Below are 23,353 nucleotides of genomic sequence, written 5' to 3' on the forward strand. Positions count from 1 at the left end.
CAGGCCTGTCCGTTTCCTCGAGCAGTCCAGAGAGGATGGATCCAACAGCAAAGGAGGCCGACGATGGAAACCTACCGCAAGGAACTGTGGATGAATGTGCCGACCCGCCGGGGCTTCGTGAACCTCACGCCGCAGGTGGAGGAATGCCTGCAGGAGAGCGGCATTCGGGAGGGGCTTTTGCTCTGCAACGCCATGCACATCACCGCCTCGGTCTTCATCAACGACAACGAGAGCGGCCTGCACAGGGACTTCGAAGGCTGGCTGGAGCGGCTGGCGCCGGAGAAGCCCCACGATCAGTACAACCACAACACCTTCGAGGACAACGGCGACGCCCACCTGAAGCGGAGTGTCATGGGCCGCGAGGTGGTTGTCGCCGTCACGGAGGGCAAACTGGACTTCGGGCCCTGGGAGTGTATCTTCTACGGCGAGTTCGACGGCAAACGCAACAAGCGTGTGCTGGTGAAGATCATCGGCGAATGAACGCCCGCGGCAGGGGCAGGTCGAGCATGCTGGTCAGGCCCGGCGGTGATTCGCCCGGGAAGCACATTTTTGCTGGACGCACCAGAAATACCACGAGCTTCCTGCCTTATTCCTGCCTTATTCCTGCCTTATTCCTGCCTTATTCCTGCCTTATTCTTTGCTGCGCCCCGATTCTCCGCTAACGCACCAAACTGCACCACGCCCGTGGCCTTTTGTTTCGATCAAACCTAATCGTTTCAAATGAAAAAGATCCTCACGTAAAGTGCGTTCCGGGGGAGGATCATCAATACACTCAACAATATGACGAAAGGCAAGACAAGGTGACTGGGAAAGCATTTGCAGAATCTGCCGCTGCCTTGGGGTCAGATCATGGGCAACGCGATGCGGGGCAATATAACCACTCGGGAGAAAACGTACCCAGACACTACCAGCTTGCTCACCAAATTCGGGTTCCGGATGACCTGCTTTGACACACAATTGTACTATCTTTTGGGTGCCTCTTCCCCATTGTTCTATAATCCCCCGAAGATAGAATGTCTTTGCTATCATTGGATTACGCAACCGAGAAGAGTGTTCCCGCTTGAGATCTCCAGGAACCAAGCCAAATGGCAGGGTTCCATCACTCCAGATTTCAAGCCGATCATCATAGATAGCCAGACTCACCGCACCCCCCACAATAGCATAGTCCCGATGACAAAACGCGTTCACCAATGCCTCTCGGAGAGCCTCCAACGGGAAAAGCGGTTCGTCTTCACGCTCGAAGATACCAGGCACAATCCGACCAGCCACGGGCAAACTGCGTCGCAAAAAGGCCATAGCCTCATTCAAGAGTTCAAAAGCATGCCCCTCTAGCTGTCTTTGGTCAATGAAATTTGTTTTGTCCATCCCGCGGAAGCGCGCCATACGCAAGTGACACTGTGGATAGTCGGGAAGGAAGCGATTTCCAAATAAAACCACTGCTGCATTGTTCAATCCTTCCTCTACCTGCAGTCCCAAACGTGGCAAAATATCGGAAATGTCGTTTCCTACCGATTCCGGAAGCCGACCCGCTTCTCTTCCCAATCGGACCGTGCGAAGAATCTCCTCGTCATCCAAATCAGCAACACGGTACCCCCGTGAAATACCGTTTTCCCACCGTATTTCCTGCTGCATTCGCTCACGCAGCAATTGCTGGTATACAGATTGGGGCATAATTGATGTCGTTGAGGTTGACCTTTGATAAGGTCGGCCATCGCAAACAAAAGGACGTAATTCAGGCTGTGGCGGTATCGATAACACCAGCACTTCCTTCTCCTCGGTTACTGGAACACGCTTGATTTCAGTTTCCGCAGGAGGTTCAATCGTGTGGAGCTTTTCGGCAATATCCCGCAGTGTCCTATCACCAATCTGTTGACCGACAATATCACCTTTTGGCGTCACCCCAAAAAGGATTTGCCCACCCTGCCTATTAAGCATTCCACACAATGTTTTAAGAGCCCTCTGCAACTGACCGGCAGATTGCTTAAACTCTACGGTATCGGATTCTCCACCTCTAACAAGCTGTTTAATTTCTTTAATATTCATTTCCTTTGGCACCTCATCCCAAATCCGGGACGCTATCGCCAGACCATGCCCGCGGCAGGGGCAGGTCGAGCATGCTGGTCAGGCCCGGCGGTGCGGCGAGGACATGGGGGATCATGTTGACGGCCATGGCGGTGGTGCCGACGCCGCCGGGGATCTCGGGGCTGATGACCATGTCCACCGCCTGGGGAACACCCTCGATGCGGATGTAGTCACCGGTCTCCACCCCCTCCAGATGGGGCGATACCTGCTGGGGATGCTCCAGGGTGATCACGGCCCGGCCGGCGACGATGCCCCGGGCGGTGTGGTTGCAGCCCGCCACCATGCCGGGATCGACGCGGATCCGCGGTGTCTCCCGGACCACCGTGGAGACAATGGGCTCCCTGGTCTCGGCAATCTCGTCCAGCTTCCAGCCCAGGGCGTCGGCGACCATGCGCACCGACTGCCGGAAGCCGATGTGACCGGTGATCCGGCCTTCCCCCACGCCCTGCCGGAACGCTTCCGGCGGAACTCCCACGCCCTGGGTGGCCATGACGGTGGCGCCGAAGGGCGAGAGATCGTTGACCCGCCGGGCCTTAACGGCATCCACCTTTGTGCAGGGGCCGGTGAGAGCGAGGATGAGCGTATCCAGGACGAAGCCCGGGTTGATGCCTGTGCCGAGGATGGTGACGCCCCGGTCCCCGGCGGCAGCGTCGAGCTCGGCCGCGGTCTCCGGATCGGCGGCCTGCGGGTAGGCCATCTCCTCGGCGATGGAGATGACGTTCTTGCCCGAGGCCACGAGCCGCAGGATCTCCGGCCGGACCTCCCGGACAAAGGAGCTGGTGGCCAGCAGGGCGATCTCCGCCGCGGCCCCGGCGGCTTCTTCGACGGTACCCACGGCAACGCCCGTTTTCTCCCCCAATTCCAGGATCTCCCCCAGATCCCGCCCCTCTTTGGCCGGGTCGGTGTCGGCTGCGGCGACGATCTCCACGCCCCGTTCCAGCAGGAGCCTGGCGATGCCGCATCCCATGGCCCCCAGGCCGACGATGACTGCCCGGATACCGTCAGCCGTAAAAACATTCTGTCCGGTTGGCACGGATGTGCCGTGGCTGTCTTGCATGATCGCTCTCCATTCTGTTGGTTTCGGCGGCCTATGAGGCCCCTTCGCTTGCGATGGTATCGTTCTGCCGCAATGTATTGTACCAGCCGCAGGGCATTCCGGCGGACCCCCGGACTCGCCTCTCCCCTTGAACGGCCCCTCGCCATGGGCCACAATAGACCCGTTTCCCGAACGCAGGGCGTTCAACCTGATCAAACCGGAGGGACCAGAGATGGCCAATCAGAACAGGGAGCTCTTCCGCTCCATCGCCCAGTCCATCGGCGAGGGCGGCCGGGGCGTGCTGTGCACCATTGTGGACGAGACGGGATCGGTCCCGCGGGGACGGGGAGCCAAGATGTGGGTCCACCCCGACGGGACATCGGAGGGCACCATCGGCGGCGGCATCGTGGAGCAGCACGTCCGGGAACGGGGGCTGGAGCTGCTGCAGCAGGGTGAAGCCGCGGAGCTCTACAGCGAGGAGATCTCCGCCGATGTGGCCTCGCTGGAAAGCGGCAGCTGCGGCGGCAGCGTGACGGTCTTTCTGGAGTCCATCGGCCAGGAGCGGGAGGTGGTGGTCTTCGGGGCGGGCTTCATCGGCCAGTCGGTGGCCAGGACTGCGCTGATGGCGGGCTTCCGGGTGACCCTCTGGGACGACCGGGAGGATTTCGCCAACCAGGAGAACGCCCCGGGCGCCGCGGTGCTGGCCTGCCCGCTCACCGAGGCGCTGGAACGGATCCACTTCACGCCGGCCACCTACGCGGTGGTCTGCACCCGGGGACACGGCCTGGACATGGAGGTCCTGGGCGCGCTGGAAAGCAAAACCACGGCCTACGTCGGAATGCTGGGCTCGCACAACAAGAACGCCACCATCCGCAAGGCCCTGCTGGAGCGGGGAACGTCACAGGCATATCTGGACAGTGTCCACGCCCCCATCGGGCTCTCCATCGGCGCGGACACCCCGGAGGAGATCGCCGTTTCTATTGTGGCGGAGATCATCGCCACGGTCCGGGGGGCGGCGGTCTGAGATAGATCAACCTCTCCCGCAGTAGCCTCCCCGGCAAAGCCACCGGTGGAGCTGCGGGAGACACCCGTCATTCTATCCTGCATGCAATTCAATGCCTGACCCAAGTGTTTGCAAGGAAACATAAGGGCAGTGGTGTGCACCCCAACCGGGGCCCACACCACTGTATCCCTCTCTCCCGAGTCGCGCTGTTACGGTGTCACGTTCCGGGGGAACCTTACTCGTTGTACTGCAAGGCGGCTTCGATGAACTCGTCGCCGTACTGTTCACGGTACTGCTCGTAAAGTGGTTCCGCGGCTTCGCGGAACTTTAACTTATCTTCGTCGCTCACCTCGTTGACCTTCATGCCCTCTTCCTCGAGTTTCTCGATCAGCTCCGTATCCTGCCGGTAGGCCACGGCACGCTGCCGTTCCTTCGTTGCCTGGGCGGCATCCTTGACCACCTTCTGGTACTCTTCAGGAAGGCTGTCGAAGAAGGGCTTGTTGATGTAGAGAGCCACGGTCCCGTAGATATGCTGGGTGAGTGAACAGTAGTCCTGCACTTCGTAGAATTTCGCTGCGTAGATGATGGAGATGGGGTTTTCCTGGGCGTCCACCGTACCCTGCTGGAGCGCCGTGTAGAGCTCGCCGAAAGACATCGGGGTAGGGTTGGCGCCGTAAAGCTTGAAGGCCTTCACGTGGTATGGATTCTCCATGGTCCTGATCTTCAGGCCCTCAAGATCTCCCGGGACATTAACCGGGCCCCTGTTGTTGGTTATGTTGCGGAAACCATTCTCGCACCAGCCGAGGTTGTACATATTGCTTTCCACAAAGATCTCGTTCAGCTTTTCGCCAAAATCCCCGTCCAGCGCAGCGCGGGCGGCCTCTCGGGAGGTGAACAGGAACGGCAGGTCCATCACAGCGGCCCGCTCGTCGTATGCACTCAGGACGGAGCCTATGGCCATGGTCATCTCCAGCGTTCCCAGACTGACCGACTCCACGGCCTGCCTGTCGCCACCGAGCTGCGCGTTGGGGTAGAGCTCCACCTTGACGTTTCCGTCTGTTCCCTCTTCGATCTGTTTTTTGAATTCTTCCTTCAGGGCGATATGGGAAGCGTGCGACTCGGGAAGCACATGGGCAACCCGAATAAGATAATCCGAAGCCACAACTCCTGTGGACATGGAAACAAGAACCATCAAACTCAGAACCGCTACAACACTTACAGATAGTACCTTTTTCAACATTTTTCTGCCCCCCTCAACTATGTCTGCCTCGTGTTCAAGGCATTCCGTCAACTATACCGCGCCACATTACATCCACTCACCTCCTCTCTCGGTTATCCTTTTTTGCCAAGAAAGTGCCCGTAGGCCGCCGCAAATTTTTCCATGCCCCGACTCACATCATCGCGTGAACAGGTAAAGGCGATCCGCACATACCCCGGGCTCCCAAAGGCGTCACCGGGCACGGTGGCTACCCCTTCCTTTTCGAGCAGGTAGGTGCAGAATTCAAGCGCCGATACGTCGAGGCATTCTATGGAAGGGAAGGCGTAGAACGCGCCCTTCGGTGGTGCAAAGCGAAGGCCCTCACAGGACTGGAGGGCACCCACAACCACATCTCTCCTCCGTTCCATTTCCGCCACCATCTCACGGGTCATTCCGCTTCCCGAGCGGAGGGCCTCCACCGCGCCTTTCTGGGCGAAGGAACAGGCCGAGGTGGAAAGCATCTGATGCGTTTTCAGGAAGTAGGGATAAAGGTCTGGAGGACAGAGGATATAGCCGATACGCCACCCGGTCATGGAAAAGGTTTTGGAGAGCGAGTTCACGCCGATCACCCGGCCCGGGGTATCGGCAAATGCATAGATGTTCGCATTTTCATCGGTAAAGACAAAATCCTGGTAGCAGTCGTCCGTAATGACATAAAGGTCGAATTCCTCGGCGAAATCCGCCAGTTTCTTCAGATCCTTTTCCGGTATTATCCCACCGGAAGGATTGTTGGGCGAGTTGATGATGAGGATCTTCGTCCGCTCCGTGACGGCGTTACGCAGACCTTCGAAATCCACCCGGTAGTACTCGTCCAGCCGGCTGGGCACGGAAACAGGGACACCGCCTGCAAGGTAGACCTGGTCGAAATAGGCGGGGAAGCAGGGAGTGGGAATGAGCACCTCATCACCGGGGTTGAGCAGTGCCATAAAGGTGACCATCTCAGCCTCTACAGCACCGCAGGTCACAACGATTGAAGCTGCCTCCGCCTCTTTCCCCCACCGTGATTCCTGCTCTGCAATGGCTTTGCGCAATTCCGGGATTCCTTCCAAGGGGGTGTAATGGACAAACCCTTCGTCAAGCGCCTTCTGCGCTCCCTCTTTCGCCACCCGGGGAGAGTCAAAGTCGGGGCGTCCGATTTCGAAATGGATGACCTTCTCACCCCTGTTTTCGATCTCCGCCGCAGAGGCGAGGATCTCCCGGATCCCCCCTTCAAAGGGAATATGTTCAAAGCGTCGTGAAACAGGGTGCATGGGATCAGCTCCTTTTTTTCTCATCGGGAGAATTGGCTGGGCTGGCAGGTGGTTGGCCTGTAAGGACACGTTTTACTTCCATTGCGCAATGGCGGCGTAGTTCGGGCAGCGACTTGTCGGAGCGGAAGGCCGAATGGGGCGTAAACACGACATTTTCAAGAGAGAACAGGGGATCGTCCATATTGGCCGGCTCCTGTTCCATCACATCCAGCGCGGCCCCGGCAAGCTGGCCCGTAATGAGGGCTTCATAGAGATCTCTGCCGTTCACAATCGGGCCTCTGGACGTATTGACCAGGTACGCCTCTGGTTTCATCTTGGCAAAGAGGCTCTTGTCAAAGAAGCCTCGGGTGTGTTTGTTGAGTGGGATGTGCACGGAGACCACATCGGACCTCCCGAGCACTTCATCCAGGGAGTCCACTGTCTCCACCCCAAGCGCCTCCGCCTTCTCTTTGTCCATGCAGGGATCATGGGCCACAATCCTGCCGAACATCTGATAGGCCTTTCGGGCGGTCTCCTGGCCGATACGGCCGAATCCCACAAGCCCCAGTGTCGCCGCACCGATCTTTTTCAGGTCCCAGGCCGGGACCTTCTCGACGTTCCAGTTCCCTTTCCGTACATCCAGGTAATAGGTGTGGAACTGCTTGAGGAGGATCATGGCGAACATCACTGCATGGTCAGAAACCTCGTCCACACCGAAGGCCGCCATGTTGCATACCTGAATCCCCTCATCGGCGCAGGCTTCAAGGTCCAGATTGTCCACACCCTGGCCGTGCCGGGCGATCACCTTGCAGCGGGACATCCTTTTCGCGACATCCCTGTCTACTAAGGTATTGGCCATGATAAGGCCGTCCACGCTCGCCAGGAAGTCGTCCCGCTTCCCTTCCTGGAAGGTGTGTTCCGGTCCGTAGGGTTCCCTGACGAGCTCAAAATCGGTGTCGCTGAATACCTCTTTTTCTATCTCGATGTCGTTGTCGTTCAAGAGACTGCAGATACCAACCCTCGTCACCACCGGGCATCTCCTCACTTTCGTTGTAAGCTTCTCTGACTAATCCATGAGACTGGGCAAAAACATTGAAAGCTGCGGTATGTATGTAATCAGGATAAGCGAAATAAGCATTGAGAGGATCAACGGCCATACAAAACGGGATATCTTGTCCACTGGAACCCCCGATACGGCAGAGGCAATGAAGAGATTCGCTCCATAGGGAGGCGTGACAAACCCGATTGAGAGATTGACGGTGAGGAATATTCCAAAATGGATCGGGTCGATCCCCAGCTGCATCACCACAGGCAGAAAGATCGGGGCGAGAATGACACAGGATGAGATATTGTCGATAAAACACCCCACAAGGAGCAGGAATATGTTGATCAGGATGAGCAGAACCAGCGGACTCACGGCAAGGTTTGTCAGGAAGTTGCCCACCATGGCGGGTACCTGCTTCATTGTCACCAGGCCGGCAAAGGAGACGGACAGACCCAGGATGAATGTAACCGCCCCGTTGATGAGCATGGTGTCACGGAATGAACTGTAGATCTGCCTGAATCCCAGTTCCTTGTAGATGAAGCATCCCACGAAAAGCGCGTACACAGCCCCCACTACAGCGGCCTCGGTGGGGGTGAAGATACCGCCATAGATACCGCCGAGGATGATAATCGGTACCAGCAATGCCCATATTGCTTCCTTGAGTGCCTGGACCGTCTTCCGTGCCGACGGTTTTCCCTCTGTGCCCCGGTAACCGTGCTTTTTCGAAATAAAGTAGTTGGCCGCCATGAGCAGCACGCCGATAAGGATGCCCGGCAGGATCCCGGCGATAAAAAGCGCTCCGATGGAGGTACCCGTGACCACACCGTAGATGACAAAGGGGATACTGGGAGGGATGATCACGCCTATGGAGCCGGCGGCCGCCGTAATGGCGGCGGCATACCCCCCGGGATAGTTTTTCTCCCGCATGGAGGGAATCATGAACGAACCGATAGCTGAAACGGTGGCTGGCGCAGACCCGGAAATGGCGGCAAAAAACATGCAGGTCAACGTCGTTACCATGGCCAGGCCGCCTGTGAGGTACCCTACCAGTGTGTCGGCCAGGTCGAGCAACCGCTTCGAAATACCGCCATAGCGCATGAGATTGCCTGCGAGGATGAAAAAGGGAATAGCCATAAGCGGGAAAGAATCAAGACCGGCGAAAGCATTCTGGGCAACCATCAGTGTGGGGATGTGCGAGAAAAGAACCAGACTCAGCACCGTGGCGATACCCAGGGCGATCCCGATAGGAACGCTGAGGGTCAGGAAGAAGAGCAGCCCCCCGAAGAGAACAAGAAGCATCATGACTGCTCACCTCGCGCAGGAGCGCTGACCTGGCGGAGTATCATTCGCTGGAAGAGCCGCAGCGACATAAGGCTGCACCCTACCGGGACGGAAAGATATGCCCATGCCATAGGCAGGCGCATCGCCGGCGAGAGCTGCATCCTGTCAAAGAGCATGGAGGTAAGCTGGGAGGACTTGAGCGACAGGAATATACTGAAGGCTATCCAGATGGCAAATACAACCCAGTCGAGCTTTCTCTGGGCGCTCTCGCTCATGAAATTTTTGATGAATTCCACCCGGATATGGGCGGAGTGTTTGACCGCAAAACTCGTTCCGAGCCAGGTCTGCCATACGAAGATGTACCGGGCAAGCTCCTCGCTCCAGGAAAGCGAAGACTGAAAGATGTACCGCATGACCACCTGCATGAATATGAGTGCGACCGTAAAAACAAGAGATGGAATAAGAATAACTTCTTCGAATCTTCGGTCGAGAAAACGTAAGAACCGCACGCACCTTCCTCCCTTCCGCTACAAAAACAACCGCCCCAAGGGGTTTGATTTACCGCCAGTCCTCCGGGTTGCCCCACACGGCACGGCCCTTCGTAAGGGTGAGCACCGCCTCTGTTTCCTGCAGCGTTTCCGGGGCCCGGGAGGCCACGTCACGGTTGAGAACAGTGATATCCGCTTTGTAGCCCGGCTTGATTTTCCCAAGCGTTTCAGAGCGTCCGGCTGAACGATGGCCGTTCACCGTGTACAGCGTCAGCGCTTCTTCCAGGGAGACCTTCTCCTCCGGCTTCCAGCCGCCTTTCGGTGCACCCTCGTCGTTCACTCGGTTTACGGCAGCCCAGATACCCCGCCAGGGATTCATCTGTTCACAGCCGGCGTCACTGGAACCGCAAACCAGGAGTCCGGCGTTGAGTAACGAGGTGCAGAAATAGCCGTATTCACTCCGGTCGGAGCCGAGACGCTGTCCAAGAATCGACATATCGGTGGGCACCATACCCGACTGGATGTCGCAGACCACGGCATCCTTGAGGTGTGCGAGCTCGGCTATCTGGTCGGGCCTGCAGAGCTGTACGTGGTTCAGCCGCAAGGGGTAAGTAAAGGGGGTTGACCTGGGAAGGTCGAGCTTGTTGGCCAGGGAAAGGAACTGATCGATTGCCGCATCGCCGATAGCGTGAATCTGCGTCTGGATGCACCTGTCCTGGGCTTCCTGCAGAATTGGAAGCAGGTCCTCCTCGTTGTGGTTGAGAACCCCCCAGTTCCCCGGATCGTCGGCGTAGGGGGCGGAAAGAGCGGCAGAACGAGGCCCCAGGGCACCATCCAGGAAGACCTTGAACCCTCCATAGCGGAGAAACTCGTCACCGAACCCACTGCGTATGCCCAGGGCGGGAAGAGTCTCGTCATAGAGTGTGATCCGCAGAGGGAGCTCACCGGATTCATTGAGCGCCTGCAGTGCGGGATAGTCCTCTCCAAGACCGTAGGAATCGGCACTGCAGGCGTGTATGGAGGTGACACCAAGGGCAGCAAACTCCCTGCAGGCCTCTTTGAGGATCCGCTCCGTCTCTCGCGGTGAATACATTTCCCGTTCCATGGTTGCAACAATTCGATTGGCGTCCTCTTCGTGGAATATCCCCGGGTGGTCATCGCCACAGGCAACGCCAGATCGCTTCAAAGCATTGCTGCTGGCTACATGCACATGCCCGCAGGTCCGCACCAGATGGATGGGGTTGGGCAATTGCAGCCCGTCGAGTTCGAAACGGGTGGGGATCTCGTTTTCCGGCCAGCGGGTCTCGTTGAAGCCGATGGCGAACATCCAGTCACCGGGCTTCGTGTCAGCCGCATGTTCTCGGATCATCCTGAAGAGCTCATCCTTGGAACCAACCTGGGAGAGGTCCAGGGCGAGTTTCTGCCGTGCGTAGGCCGTAAGGTGCACGTGGGTATCGCACAACCCCGGCAAAACGGTATTTCCGTCGAGGGTCACCCTCTTCGGACACTTCGGTGCGTCACTCTCATCGCCTACAAAAGCTATATACCCATCCTTCAGATAGACAGCGTGCCCTTTCGGCAAAAACCTCTCACCGTCCCAGATGCGGCCTCCTCTGATCAACAGCTCAGTCATTGTTCACCGCCCCCATGGTCTGCATGTTATGTATGCGGATCTTCAGGCTGGTTGTGAAGTGCGCCTGAAGTTTTTTCTTCACGGCATCGGCGTCCCGCTGCTCCAGGGACTCGACGATTGCCAGGTGATCTTCCAGGCTCCGTTTCATTTTTTCCTCGGGCCACACGTGATCGGAACGCCAGTACTGGATTTTCATGAGTGACAGCAGTTCCCTGAGAAATCGCACCATTACCTCATTGTTGGTGGCCTCAGCAAGAGCGACATGGAAGTCGTTGTCGTAGCTGTGGTAATTTTTGATATCCCGCTCTTCTGCGCTTTTCCTGAGTGATTCATAGATCCCCCGGACCCTCCGGAGCGCCTCGTCATCGGCCCTGCGCACGGCAACCTCGGCAATTACAGGCTCCAGCATGATCCGGGCAAAGAAGGCCTGAAAGCTGCCATTGTTCCCTTCGATTTCTTCCAGCATCTGGAGCAGCTCGTTGTTGACCTCAACGGTTTCACTCTGCTGCCCAAGGAGATTCTTCTCCTTCACGTACGTCCCGTCACCGGCCCTCCGCTCGATCACATCCATGAGCTCCAGTGCGCTTAACGCTTCCCGGACGGCTGTCCGGCTTACACCGGTCTGCTCAATGATGGACATCTCGCTTGGCAGCTTGTCGCCTGTCCTCAATTCGCCCCGCTCAATGGCCTCAAGGATCTGCTTGGCCACGAAGGATGTCTTTTTTTCCTTGGTCATACGCTCAAACACGACGATCCCCACCCGACGCAAATGACATTTGTATGACATATTATAGATGACCGATTTCAGAGCGTCAAGCTTGAGGTCAACAGGGCTCTGCACCTTGATTGCATAGAGCTACTAAGGTAAACCAGGGAGGACAGAAAGGACGGAACGTAATGCGGGAAGAGTGACAGGAAGACAACAGGAGAGGGCAGAATATTATACAACCAGGGCAGTCACACTGCAATCTGCCCAATTGCCGTAAACACAAAAATTAGAGGCTTTTTGTTAGATAATTTATGGTTTATTGCACTTCACTGCAAGCTAGAACTTGAAAAAAGGGGAGAGAGGTCTGATGCCGACTTCCACCATGCTCCCTCCGGCCTACAGAGTAAAACCAACGGCCTGATACGCAATAACGCCTCCCGCAATTCTCCCGGTGGCTTTCACCGTGGACACCACTGCGGGAGGCGCCCGTCGTTGCATCCTGCATGCAATACCAGGCCCGGAGTTCTTGGGTTGGCCTACAGCGACGGCCGCCAGTTGACGGCGAGGATGCGGGGGCTGCCGCCGGGGCGGAGGATGGTGACGCCGCCGTAGTCGAAGGTGAATGCGAAGAGCTGCCGCCAGGGGAGCTCCAGCAGATGCCGGAAGAGCACCCGCAGGACACCGGCGTGGGTGACGCAGCAGAGGGTCGTCGCTCCGGTGACGGCAAAGGCCTCCTCGATGGCGGGGGCGACCCGCCGCTGGAGATCCTCGAAACTCTCGCCCCCAGGCGGGTGGTGGGTGGCAAGCTCGCGGCCCCGTCGGTCGAACTCATCGGGGGCTTCGGCTTGGATCTCGCCGAAGCTCCGGCCCTCCCATTCGCCCAGGGAGATCTCCTGCAGCCCCGGAACGGTACGCCTTGCAAGGGAACGCCTGCGGCAGGCGGCGATGATCTCACCGGTTTCGTCGGCCCTGACGAGGCCGCTGGTGACCAGGGCGTCGAAGGGGATCCCCGCGAGGGCCCGGCCGGTCGCGGCGGCCTGGTTGCGGCCCTCTTCCGAGAGGGGGACGTCCTTCCGGCCGAGGTAGATCTTTGTTCCCCCGGGGATAACGGGACGGCCGTGGCGAACGAGATAGAGCAGACGGTCATCCACTGACGGCCACCACATTCTGCGCCAGATCGCCCAGGGAGAGGCCGGTGCAGCGCCCCCACGCCTCGCGCACCTCCATGGCTTTCCCCATACGTCGGGCCACAGCGGTCTGGGCCTCGGCATTGCCGGCGAACTGCGCCTCTTTGGTTCTGGTACGCTCCTCCAGGGGGACATACTCCTCACCGCTCACCGTCTTGTCGGCCAGATAGAGCAGCTCCCGCTCGCCCGGCGGATCCAGGATAACGGGATCGGGCAGATCCATATGGTCGGCGACGATCCCCGCCAGTTTGGGGAATCCCTGTCGCGTGAGCAAGTCGGCGGCCGCCTCGCCGTGACGGCGCTCTCCCTTGGCCAGGTCGTGGAGACGGGCAGCCGCGCCGAGGTAGACCCGGTCCACGGGGTAGCCCTTCCCTTCAAGCGCAGCGGCCAGGGCGTCGGCCAGCGCGGCCACGGCTTCACTGTGGCGCCGCACCGCCTCCGCCGTTCCGGCGATCTCGAAAAGGGCCTCCTCCTCTTCCGGCGTAGGCAGTTCCCGGCCGGCGATGGCGGCCAGCTCTTCGTATTCCTCTGGGCGGTTCATCCCCACGTGGACCCCCACGTCGGCCACATCGACCACCACAGTGCTGTCGTGGTAGTTCCGCAGAAGCCCGCGCAGACCGTCGTGGCCGTCCCACTCCAGGATGGGACCCACCAGCCGCCGGGAGATCCAGGGCGGGTGCCCCCGAACACTGCGGAAACGCGGGGAGACCACGTCGCAGTCACCCTGGGCGGCCCGCTCCATCACCAGACGGTAGCTGCTGCTCCGCGCCAGCGGCGTGTCCGAGGGCAGCAGCAGAAACCCCTCCACATCCTCGGGGAGTGCGGCGACCCCGGTCTGGACGGAGGAAAACATCCCCTCGGGATAGCGTTCGTTGTATGCCGCGGCGCAGCCCAGGCGTTCCGCCACGGGTTCCACCGCTTCGCGCCAGTGGCCGGTGACGACAATGGTGTGGCTGACGCCGGCGGCCTCCAGCCGACGCTGGGCGAACTCCAGGGCGGGGAGACCGGCCAGCGGCAGGAGGGACTTGCAGCGCCCCATGCGGGAGGCGTAGCCGGCGGCGAGGATCACGGCTGCTGTCTTCATCTGCTCACGCTCCTTCGTCCTCTATTTTCGCACATTCCCGGCAGAGGCCGTAGACCACCAGCTGCTTGCCGCGGACCCTGGCCCCCCTGGGAACCTCCACGTAGGGCAGCGACTGGCTGGTGAGGCACTCCATCCTGCCGCAGCCTGTGCAGAGAAAGTGGGGATGGTCGCCGGGGCAGCCCTTCTGAGAGGGTCGGTGGGCACAGAAGTGCCAGGCGCCGTCCATGCCCTGCACCTGGTGGACCAGGCCGGCCTCTTCCAGGGCGTAGAGGGTGCGGTAGAGGGTGACCTTGTCCATCTCCTCCATGCCGGGACAGGCACGGATCTGGGGGTTGGTCAGCGGCCGCCCGGCCCGGTAGAGCACGCGGAGCACCGCTTCGCGGGCCTCGGTGGGCCGGAGGCCGAAACGCTTCAGGATCGCGGTCTCCATGGCAGATCAGGAGCGGGCGGCGAAGCTGCAGGCCGGGTAGATGCAGGCGCTACAGCGGCGGCAGAGCCCCCCGACACCCCAGCGGCGCACGTCGGCCTCGTTGGGACGTCGTCCGGCGAAGAGCTGGTCCAGCAGGAGGTCCAGGGTGGTCCGTTCGTCGTGGACCACACAGGCCGGCGCCCCCACCACGGCGGTCTGTCCCGCGGTACCAAGCATCAGCATGGAGCCCGGCAGCGACGGCACCCCCTGGAAGGCGATGTCGCTGCAGACACTCCGGATGGCGCCGGGTGTCCTGTCGTTCACGTCCACGCTCATGCCGCCTGTGCAGACCACCAGCTCGGCCCCCGTCGCGACGAAACCCCGGATGGCGTCGGCCACGGCGGCTTCGTCGTCGGTGACGATCTCCCGGCCCAGGAGCCGGGCGCCCTAGTAGTCAAGCTTGCGCTCCAGCCTGGGGCGGAAGGCGTCTTCCACCCGGCCCTCGGCGAGCTCCCGGCCGGTGGTGACCAGGCCCGTTTTGAGGGGCAGGAAGGGCTGCACGCCGATGGGCTCCGCCAGGGCCTCGGCGGCGGCGACGTGCTCCTCGGTGGTCCAGAGCGGCCGGATACGGAAGGAGGCCACCACCTCACCCTGTTCGACGGGGATATGGGGCGGCAGGGTGGCCACGATCCATTCGCTGTCGGCGTTGATGGCGTGGACCATCTCGGCGTCGAACGCAAGAAGACCGCGGTGCTCCGCACGGAGGGAGCATTTCCCCTCGCCGGGACCCTCGCAGTCCACGCCGACGCCGGTGAGCCCGGCGGCCAGACGGAGGGCGGCGTCGTCCTCGTGGACCTCCCCTTCGTCCAGATGGAGGATGGCGAGGTGCTCCCTGCCCATGGAGCGCAGGGTCTCCAGATCCTCTTCTTTCACCACGTAGCCCTTTTTGAACCGGGGGCCCTTGTAGTGGGTCGCCGGGATAACCTGGGTGAGGTCGTGGGCCAGCGGATGCCCCACGGCCTCCTCCAGCGCCAGGATCTCCTGTTTCGATTGTACCTTCTGGAGGGTCTCACTCATGATCGCCTTCGTCTCCCTTCGCTGGTTCTCGCCAGACAACACACGACCCGCGTGCCGCCGCAAACGCGCATCCTTCTTCTATCCCCTCGCTGCAAGGGGCAACGGCTGGAGATGACCCGCTCCACCGTCACGCCACCTGCCGCAGGTGCTCATTGTCGCCTGGCATGGACGGTTTCCGCAGGCCTCCCCATGCCACCGCCCTCCTCCGTATCTTCCTGTCCGCTTCCTCCAAGGTCATCACGGGCACTCCCCCGCCGGTCCAGCACGGTGACATCCCGGCAGCGGAAGGCCATGAGCACCCGAGCTCCCTCGCCGGTTTCCATGTTCCGGTAGGAGTTGCCCGGGTATTCCACGTGCCAGTGGATCCCGGCCCCTTCCACGGTCAGCCGGACGGTGCTGCCCATGTCGAGGCGCTCCACCACAGTGCCTTCCACCACGTTGGGCGCCAGCGTGGGGTCCACCTGCACGCCGGGGTAGAGCAGCTTGATGTCGTGGGGCGCGATGAAGGCCAGTCGCTCCCCACGCTCGCGCACCGCCGGAGCGAGACGGAAGGCGCGGTCCTTCCAGCGCAGCGCCGGGCCGCCGGGGGTGTCGATAACCTCGCCCTCCAGCAGATTGCCCCACTGCAAAGCCTGCCAGACTGTGTCCTGGGCCTCGCCCCGCCAGAGCGATTCGACAGGCAGCGATCCCGAGAGTGTGCCCTCCCGGAGAAAGAAGATCCGGTCCCCCAGGGCGCAGACATCCTCGATCTGATGGGTCACGTAGAGCATGGGCACCCCCGTCTCCCGGTGGAGCTCCTTGAGGGTGCGCCGCAGACTCCGCCGCAGCGGTCCGTCCAGGGCGCTGAAGGGCTCGTCCAGTAGAAGGAGCGCCGGTTCGGCCGCCAGCGCCCGGGCCAGGGCCACTCTCTGCTGCTGCCCGCCGGAGAGCTCGCCTGGGTACCGGCCTTCCATCCCCTGGAGGTGGAGCCTGTGAAGCCAGCGATCCGCCTGTCCCAGCGCCGATGCGCGGCTGACGCCACGCAATCCGTAGGCCACGTTCTGTCGGGCCGTCATGTGCGGGAAGAGCGCCAGCTCCTGGAAGACCAGCCCGATCCCCCGCCGCGACGGGTGGAGTGCCACGCCTCCATCGCTGTCGTGGAGCGTCGCGCCGCCGAGGACCACCCTGCCGCGTCTGGGCCTGCCCAGACCGGCGAGCAGTCGAAGGGTCAGACTCTTGCCGGATCCGCTGGGGCCGAAGAGGATGCCGATCTCCCGGTCCATGGCGAGATCCACAGCGAGACGGAACCCGCCGAGTTCGTGGTAGAGCGAGGCCTCAAGCCAGCTGTCTGCCATAGCCGCCTCCTTCCAGGGAACGCACCAGCGCCAGCGCCGCCACGGCGGCCACCGTCAAAACCAGCGCCGCCAGGTTGGCGGCGGCGAACTCCAGCGCCTCCACCTGGCTGAAGATATAGAGCGGCAGCGTCTGGGTCCGCCCCGGGATGTTGCCCGCCAGCATGAGGGTGACGCCGAAATCCCCCAGCGCCCGGGCCGAGGCCAGCGCCACGCCGGCGGCCAGTGAGCGGCGGCTGAGACGGAGGGTCACCTTCCGGAAGACGGCGAACTCGCCGTCGCCCAGGGTACGGGCGGCGCCCCCCACCTCGCCGGGCACAGCAGCGAAACCGACGCGGGCGCTCTGGACCATCAGCGGCAGCGAGGGCACCAGTGCGGCCAGTGCGGCCGCCGGAAAGGAGAAGACAAAGCCCAGCTCCTGCAAAAGCGGCAGATGCCCGAAGAGCATCAGCAGGTAGAGCCCCAGCACGGCCGGGGGGAGCGCCACGGGGAGCAGCACCAGAAAGGAGAGCAGTCTGCGCCCCGGGAACTCCCGCTTGGCCAGCACCCAGCCGATGGCCGTCCCGAGAACCAGCAGCAGCGGCACGTCAACGGCGAGCACCTTGAGGCTCACCAGCAGGGCGGAGGTCATCAGCGCTCCAGCGGGAGCAGGCCCATTGACCGCCAGGTGGCGTCTTCTGCGGGTTGCCGGCAGAATTCCCAGAAGGCCCTGGCGCTGGGTCCCGCATCCGGAGCCAGGCCGCCAACCTGTGGTGTGGTCATCCCCTCAAGCACCAGCATGGCGCCCCCCACCTTCTGTGCTGCGCTCCGGGGCACAAAGGCCAGATCGGCGGCGCCGTGGCGCACGGCCATCACCGCCTGGGGCGCACCGCCGACAAAGGCGGTCCGCTCCGTATCACCGTACCGCACCCATTCGCCGCGCTCCTGAAGGTACTGCTTGGCCAGCAGGCCGTAGGCGGTGCTGTCGGGCTCCGGAATGGCCACCACGGCATCCGGCGCGGGAGGCCAGCTCGGCGGCGCTTCCCCCTCCGCCATGAGCACCAGCTGCCCCCGGGCGAAGGGGGCCACATCCACCAAGAGGCCCTGTTCCTCCATCCAGCCCGGCCAGCGGGGCTCCGAGAGCAGCACGATGTCGAAGGGAGCACCGGATTTCATCTGCCGGGCCAGCGCCCCGCAGGGGCCTTTGACCAGATCGAAGGGTTCGCCTCCCTGGTCAACGAAGTCGTCGATGACGGCCTCCACGGCCGGCGCGATCCCCGCCGCCACGGCCATGACCTCCGCATTGGCCTGCCGGACAGGAAACACCATCAATAGAAGAAAACAGAGAAGAGCGAGAGAAAACAGAGACAGTTTGTTCACGATATGTTCCTTTCCTGCACGAACTAACGGTCCACGCCGGACGCACAGACAGGAGGACGATGTGCGTCCGGGTGGAACCGTGAGGATGTCCGGCCTCTTTCGCACCACCGTACACCGTGCTGTAGCGCGAGACGGCCTGTCATGCCTATTCTGCAACCGGGTTGCAGTATACGCAACAACATCCCGACATGCAACCGAGTTGCACTGAGGGGAAAATGTTCGGGGCACGGCGACGCCGCGCCCCGAGGAGCCGGGGGACGACGGTCAGGGGCGCCCTCCGTCCTCCGCCACAGACTTGATGTCTTCCGCTTCAGCGACCTTTTCTGCATCGAAGGCACTCTTCAGCAAAGACAGAGGAACAGACAGCATGGCCAACAAACTGGTTTACCTGGCGCCTCTCTCCAACAAATGGACACACTCTTCTTCCAGGAGATCAAGTTTGTTTTGCACAACATCCCAGACAATCTCAACGTTGACCCCAAAGTATTCATGGGCCAACACGTTTCTGAATGCCTTGATTTTGCGCCATTCCACCTCTGTCCCCGATCCGTCCGAAGGGGCAGGGACATGACGGGCCGCTTCTCCGATAACCTCAAGATTTCTGACCACCGCATCCTGGGTCTTCCTGTCAGCGGAAAAGCCCGACTGGTCCATTCCCTCTACATACGAACGAATCCGCTGTATGGCCTCCAGGATATCGTCAATATAGAGCAGGTAATCCCTAGGCATAGGCCACCTCGGATTCTATGATCGGTTTCAGTCGAGGTTTGACGGAATCCCGGAGCACGAGATCGACAGGGGAGCCGAAGATATCTTCAAGATAGAACTTCAGGTCCATATAGGCGTCGAAAGAGGGCCGCTCCAGCTCGACTAGAATGTCGATGTCGCTCTCCGGGCCGGCTGTCCCACGGAGCACCGACCCAAAGAGGCCTATCCGCCGTACGGAGAAGCGCTCCCGCAACTCCTGCTTATGTTCTTTGAGGTACAGCAATAGGACATCGGCGTTCTGCATCTCGACCTCCGCGTCATGGAGCATTCCAACCGCCTTCGGTACCATATGTATTGTACGCCCTACGGCTCTCCGACTCCACCTGCGGCAACTACGCCCCGGCGCTGCGGCGCTTGTCCACGCGGTAGCGGGCCATCTTCCCGTGGGGGTCGCCCTCGCAGGGGACAATACAGAGGAAGCTCCAGGGATCGTCGCCCAGATTGTCGTAGGCGTGGGGCGCGTGGGGCGGCACGTGGGCCCAGGAGTCCGCCGGGAGGTCCCGGGGTTCCCCGTCGATCACCACCTGGCCGTGGCCGTGCAGGGAGATGAGGTAGTGCGGCCAGTGGTGCCCGTGGGTGTCGATATGCGCCCTTGGGGGCAGGGTGAAGAAGCGCACCACGTAGTCCTCGAAGAAGCGGTCGGGGCCGAAGACGATACGTTTCTCCGTCCCCCCGCCCAGCGACTGGGAGTCCTTCAGCGGCAGATCGGCGATCCGTCCCGCCAGCTGCGGCTGTCCTTCTGCTTCCCTCGTCTTCTCGTCCATAAACCTTCCTCCCTTCCCTGTCAAAGCTCTCCGGCGGCGGGCTCCCGAAGGATGACGCCCACACCGGCGGCCCGGCGGCGCACCGCCGGGCCCGTTTCCTGTATCGATGCTACGCCTTGTTCTTCAGCGCCTCAAGCACGCGCTGCGGTGTGGCCGGGATGGTGCGCACCCTGGCGCCGCAGGCGTTGTAGATCCCGTTGAGCACTGCGGGGTGCGGCGCGGACATGGGCAGCTCGCCGGTGCCGGAAGCGCCGAAGGGCCCGAATTCCCTGGGGGTCTCCATGTGGATCAGCTTGATGTCGTCGGGGATGTCCTCGATGAAGGGCAACCCGCAGGTGATCAGGTTGGTGTACTTCTTGGGATCCAGGAAATCCTCGGTGAGGGCGAAGCCGATGCCCTGAGCGATGCCGCCGTAGAGCTGGCCCTCGACGACAGCAAAGTTGTTGATCTTGCCCACGTCGCTCACCAGGGTGAAGCGCTCCACACTGGTCTTGCCGGTGGTCACGTCCACGGCCACCTCGGCCATGAAGACCCCGTACATGTGGTTGGCGAAGGGATAGCCCTGGCCGGTCTCGTCGTCCATACCGGTGCAGTGCTGGACCTCGCCGTCGTTGTTGCGGATGGTGGCGGTCCATTCCCCGGTGTAGTAGGTGGGGATGCCCTCGGCGACCATCTCGTCGTAGGTGCGGTAGCCGCCGTCGTCCCTGCGCATGGCGTCCAGCAACTTGTTGCAGCTCTCGACGATGGCGTTGCCCACCATGTGCTGGCAACGGCTCGCCGCCGCCGCGCCGCTGTTGGGCGCCTTGGCGGTGTCGTTGCAGACCAGCTTGATCTGCCCGGGCTTGATGCCGATCTCCTTCAGCGCCTCGTGGGCGGTGCCCACGCAGCCCATGTCGGCGCCCTGGCCGTGGTCCTCCCAGGTGTTGTAGATGGTGACGCCTTCGGGCGTGAGTTCGATATCGCTCTGGGCGTTGTCGGGGCCGTCGTCGTTGGAGTTGTAGATCCCGATGGCAACCCCCACGCCGCGCTTCACCGTGTCGGTGGAGTTGGCTGCAGCGCGCTTTTTGGCCTGCTCGTAGAGCGGCCGGATCCTGCGGATCATGGTGGGCAGCGGATACACCTCAGGCCGCTGGCCGCTGGGCATGGTGTCCCCGGGCTGCATGATGTTCAGCTCGCGGAAGTCCAGCGGATCCATGCCGACCTTCCCGGCCAGTTCGTCCACGGCTACCTCCGAGGCCAGATAGGTCTGGGGCGCGCCGTAGGCCCGGAATGCCCCGCACCACTTCTGGTTGGTGAAGAGCGTGTACCCGGCGCCCTCCAGGTTGTCCAGGCCGTAGGGGGCGAGGAAGAACTGGCCGCCCTTGTTGGTCAGGTCCTGGCTGGATTCAGAGTAGGGGCCGTGGTCCACATACCAGACCGGCTTGGCGGCTGTCATCCTGCCCTTCTCGTCGGCGCCGATCTTGACGTTGAAGAGGAAGGGCGAGCGCTTGGGCGTGCGGATGATGTGCTCCTTCATGTCGAAACGCATGTAGACCGGCCGGCCGGTGGCGACGACGCAGGCGCCGATGTAGTGCTCGTTGGTGACGGCCACCTTGTAGCCGAAGGAGGCCCCCATGTTGTTCTCGATGATGCGGATCCTGGAAGGCGCCACCCCGAGGCCCCGGGCGATCATCATCTGATGGCGGTAGACGCAGATGCTCTTGCTCTGGATGGTGAGCCGGCCCTCGTCGTCGTAGTAGCCGAAGCCGCAGTCCGTCTCGATGGTGAGGTGGGGCTGGCGGGAGCTGTAGTAGCTCTCCTCCACGACATGGGCGGCCTTGTCCAGCAGCTTGTCTACGTTATCGCCCTTCCTGACGGGGCGCTTGTTGAAGGCGTTCCTGACGCCCTCAAGGTCCTCGATCTCGTCGTAGACCCGGGGGGCGTTGGGATTCATGGCCGATTCCACGTCAAGGAGCGGCTCCAGCTCTTCGAGATCCACCTCCACCGCCGCGGCGGCCTGGCGGGCGTGCTCCTCGGAATCGGCGCAGACGATGGCCACGGCCTCGCCCCACTGGCGGATCTTGTCGTCGGCGATGATGCGCCGCTCCCAGCCGTCGGTGGTGCAGGTGGCGGATCCCACCTGGCCGCGGATTCGGTTGGTGCCCTTGTTGGCCCTGATATCGTCGGCGGTGACCACCTTGGCCACACCGGGCATCCTCTCCGCTTCGGCGTAGTCCACCTTGAGGATCCTGGCGTGGTGGGTCTCGGGACAGACCGGCACGGCCCAGAGGGCGTTGTCGGGCAGCTTCTGCGCCACGTCGTCGCCGAAGTCCCAGGTGCCTGTCGCCTTGGCTACGGCGCTGGGACGGGGATAGGAGGTCCCCCAGACGGCGCCATCCTTGCCCAGCGTTTCGGAGAAGTCGGTCATCTCGGCCTCGCCGCGGAGCACCTTGGCCGCTTCCATGACGGCATCCACGATCTGCACGTATCCGGTGCAGCGGCAGGCGTTGCGGTTCTTCTGGAACCAGGTGCGCACGTCCTCCCTGGTGGGGGAAGGGTTCTCGTCGAGCAACGCCTTGGCGCTCATGATGAAGCCCGGCGTACAGAATCCGCACTGGATGGCGCCGAACTTGACGAAGGCCCACTGCAGGGCGTGGAGCTTGCCCGGGGCGCCGACGCCTTCGATGGTCATGATCTGGGCATCCTCGGGCACCTTTTCCCACTTGATGATGCAGGAACGCACCAGCTTCCCGTCCATCAGAACGCTGCAGGCCCCGCACTGTCCCACTTCACAGCCGATCTTGGTGCCCAGCAGTCCGAGCTGCTCCCGCAGGATCCTGGCCAGGTTCGTTCCCGCATCGGCGATGACGTCCTGGCGTTGCCCGTTGACCACAATGTGTTTCTTGAGATACTGCATCCGCTACGATCCCTCCTGTCTCGCATGCATTCAGAGCCCCCGAGACAAAAAAACGCTCCCCGGAAGGGAAGCGTCATCTCTTTCAGCAACCAGCTACGGCACGGCACGCCTGCTGTTGCCTACTACGCTCCTCCTTTCCAAACACGGGAGGCCGCCCCGTTTCCGGAACAACCCTATCGGCCGAACAACCCTGGATCACGACAATCTGTAGGTCCCTCAGCTCGGAGGCTCTATGCAATTTGTGCTTATGGTAGCACAGTCGATGTAGACGGTAAAGGTGATCGGGCAACAATCTGTGGACTGTGTGCAATAACGCCCCGCAACTGGAAAGGGCAAGCGCAGCCCATGCCCTTCCGTTGTCACAACGGCACCGACCCAATCGAGATTGCGCAACACCACGGATGGTCATCGCCATGAATGTGGCGTATCCTTAAGATGGATTCAAGAAGCATCGCCAGGCAAGGAGGCATGGAAGCACAGTTTTCACTACACAATTGCCCCCATTTTGATCAAACAGGCGCAAGAATTACAGCCAACTTTCCCGTGCAGCGAACCAAAAATCCTGCAGCCATGGTCACAGCCGTCCCAAATGATCGGTTTCACAAATAGCGCCGCATTCTCGTGATATCTCGCGTCATCCGTCTTCTATGGCTGGCCAGTCCTCTTCGGAAATGCCGATGCTTTCGAGCAGATTTGCGTGAGTGAAGAGGATCG

Annotated in this window: 21 protein-coding genes, 1 pseudogene and 1 riboswitch; of the genes and pseudogenes, 2 read left to right on the forward strand and 20 right to left on the reverse strand. The window is 61.4% G+C overall.

Features of this window, described 5'->3' with window-relative positions:
- The first annotated feature begins 63 nt into the window (after window positions 1–63).
- Window positions 64–480: a secondary thiamine-phosphate synthase enzyme YjbQ gene (locus K9L28_03895; protein ID MCF7935465.1), complete on the forward strand. Its 417-nt coding sequence runs from the start codon at window positions 64–66 to the stop codon at window positions 478–480.
- Between the two features lie 150 nt (window positions 481–630).
- Here the strand turns inward: K9L28_03895 and K9L28_03900 are convergent, their stop codons facing one another.
- Window positions 631–2,043, reverse strand: coding sequence for a putative DNA binding domain-containing protein (locus K9L28_03900; protein MCF7935466.1), 1,413 nt, complete (start codon window positions 2,041–2,043; stop codon window positions 631–633).
- Between the two features lie 13 nt (window positions 2,044–2,056).
- Window positions 2,057–3,139: a dihydrodipicolinate reductase gene (locus K9L28_03905; GenBank protein ID MCF7935467.1), complete on the reverse strand. Its 1,083-nt coding sequence runs from the start codon at window positions 3,137–3,139 to the stop codon at window positions 2,057–2,059.
- A 211-nt stretch (window positions 3,140–3,350) separates the two neighbouring features.
- Between K9L28_03905 and K9L28_03910 the strand changes: the two genes are divergently transcribed.
- Window positions 3,351–4,142, forward strand: coding sequence for an XdhC/CoxI family protein (locus K9L28_03910; GenBank protein MCF7935468.1), 792 nt, complete (start codon window positions 3,351–3,353; stop codon window positions 4,140–4,142).
- Window positions 4,143–4,356: 214 nt separating this feature from the next.
- On the opposite strand, the gene K9L28_03915 is transcribed toward K9L28_03910, so the two are convergent.
- From K9L28_03915 to K9L28_04000, 18 genes and pseudogenes are all read right to left on the reverse strand, one after another.
- Window positions 4,357–5,313, reverse strand: coding sequence for a DctP family TRAP transporter solute-binding subunit (locus K9L28_03915; protein MCF7935469.1), 957 nt, complete (start codon window positions 5,311–5,313; stop codon window positions 4,357–4,359).
- Window positions 5,314–5,453: 140 nt separating this feature from the next.
- Window positions 5,454–6,629, reverse strand: coding sequence for a pyridoxal phosphate-dependent aminotransferase (locus tag K9L28_03920; protein MCF7935470.1), 1,176 nt, complete (start codon window positions 6,627–6,629; stop codon window positions 5,454–5,456).
- Window positions 6,630–6,633: 4 nt separating this feature from the next.
- Window positions 6,634–7,638: a C-terminal binding protein gene (locus tag K9L28_03925; protein ID MCF7935471.1), complete on the reverse strand. Its 1,005-nt coding sequence runs from the start codon at window positions 7,636–7,638 to the stop codon at window positions 6,634–6,636.
- A 36-nt stretch (window positions 7,639–7,674) separates the two neighbouring features.
- Complete coding sequence (locus tag K9L28_03930) at window positions 7,675–8,955, reverse strand: TRAP transporter large permease (protein ID MCF7935472.1); 1,281 nt, start codon at window positions 8,953–8,955, stop codon at window positions 7,675–7,677.
- Complete coding sequence (locus tag K9L28_03935; protein MCF7935473.1) at window positions 8,952–9,359, reverse strand: TRAP transporter small permease; 408 nt, start codon at window positions 9,357–9,359, stop codon at window positions 8,952–8,954. Before K9L28_03935 ends, K9L28_03930 begins: the two co-directional genes overlap by 4 nt.
- A gap of 133 nt (window positions 9,360–9,492) precedes the next feature.
- Window positions 9,493–10,917 carry an amidohydrolase gene (locus K9L28_03940; protein MCF7935474.1) on the reverse strand — a complete coding sequence of 475 codons (1,425 nt, stop codon included), beginning with the start codon at window positions 10,915–10,917 and terminating at the stop codon, window positions 9,493–9,495.
- Window positions 10,918–11,047: 130 nt separating this feature from the next.
- On the reverse strand, window positions 11,048–11,803 hold the full coding sequence (locus K9L28_03945) for a FadR family transcriptional regulator (GenBank protein ID MCF7935475.1): 756 nt from the start codon (window positions 11,801–11,803) through the stop codon (window positions 11,048–11,050).
- A 497-nt stretch (window positions 11,804–12,300) separates the two neighbouring features.
- On the reverse strand, window positions 12,301–12,915 hold the full coding sequence (locus K9L28_03950; GenBank protein ID MCF7935476.1) for a histidine phosphatase family protein: 615 nt from the start codon (window positions 12,913–12,915) through the stop codon (window positions 12,301–12,303).
- Window positions 12,908–14,035, reverse strand: coding sequence for a nucleotidyltransferase family protein (locus K9L28_03955; GenBank protein MCF7935477.1), 1,128 nt, complete (start codon window positions 14,033–14,035; stop codon window positions 12,908–12,910). Before K9L28_03955 ends, K9L28_03950 begins: the two co-directional genes overlap by 8 nt.
- A 4-nt stretch (window positions 14,036–14,039) precedes the next feature.
- A complete protein-coding gene (locus tag K9L28_03960; protein ID MCF7935478.1) occupies window positions 14,040–14,465 on the reverse strand; it encodes a transcriptional repressor in 426 nt (141 codons plus the stop codon).
- Window positions 14,466–14,471: 6 nt separating this feature from the next.
- Window positions 14,472–15,521, reverse strand: a pseudogene (locus tag K9L28_03965) (molybdopterin-binding protein).
- A 149-nt stretch (window positions 15,522–15,670) separates the two neighbouring features.
- On the reverse strand, window positions 15,671–16,855 hold the full coding sequence (locus K9L28_03970) for an ABC transporter ATP-binding protein (GenBank protein ID MCF7935479.1): 1,185 nt from the start codon (window positions 16,853–16,855) through the stop codon (window positions 15,671–15,673).
- On the reverse strand, window positions 16,836–17,483 hold the full coding sequence (locus K9L28_03975; GenBank protein ID MCF7935480.1) for an ABC transporter permease subunit: 648 nt from the start codon (window positions 17,481–17,483) through the stop codon (window positions 16,836–16,838). The genes K9L28_03970 and K9L28_03975 overlap by 20 nt, the downstream gene beginning before the upstream one ends.
- The gene (locus tag K9L28_03980; GenBank protein MCF7935481.1) at window positions 17,483–18,211 is read right to left on the reverse strand and encodes a substrate-binding domain-containing protein; all 729 of its coding nucleotides are present in this window, start codon (window positions 18,209–18,211) and stop codon (window positions 17,483–17,485) included. The genes K9L28_03975 and K9L28_03980 overlap by 1 nt, the downstream gene beginning before the upstream one ends.
- Before the next feature lie 384 nt (window positions 18,212–18,595).
- Window positions 18,596–18,940, reverse strand: a complete 345-nt coding sequence (locus tag K9L28_03985) for a DUF86 domain-containing protein (protein MCF7935482.1) — start codon at window positions 18,938–18,940, stop codon at window positions 18,596–18,598.
- A complete protein-coding gene (locus K9L28_03990; GenBank protein ID MCF7935483.1) occupies window positions 18,933–19,247 on the reverse strand; it encodes a nucleotidyltransferase family protein in 315 nt (104 codons plus the stop codon). The genes K9L28_03985 and K9L28_03990 overlap by 8 nt, the downstream gene beginning before the upstream one ends.
- 64 nt (window positions 19,248–19,311) lie before the next feature.
- A complete protein-coding gene (locus tag K9L28_03995; GenBank protein MCF7935484.1) occupies window positions 19,312–19,743 on the reverse strand; it encodes a cupin domain-containing protein in 432 nt (143 codons plus the stop codon).
- 109 nt (window positions 19,744–19,852) lie between these two features.
- Window positions 19,853–22,639 (reverse strand): molybdopterin-dependent oxidoreductase, encoded by a 2,787-nt coding sequence (locus tag K9L28_04000; GenBank protein MCF7935485.1) that lies wholly within the window; start codon window positions 22,637–22,639, stop codon window positions 19,853–19,855.
- Window positions 22,640–22,753: 114 nt separating this feature from the next.
- A riboswitch (molybdenum cofactor riboswitch) is annotated at window positions 22,754–22,878 on the reverse strand.
- Window positions 22,879–23,353: the final 475 nt, after the last annotated feature.

The organism is Synergistales bacterium (genome assembly GCA_021736445.1).
Classification (GTDB): domain Bacteria; phylum Synergistota; class Synergistia; order Synergistales; family Aminiphilaceae; genus JAIPGA01.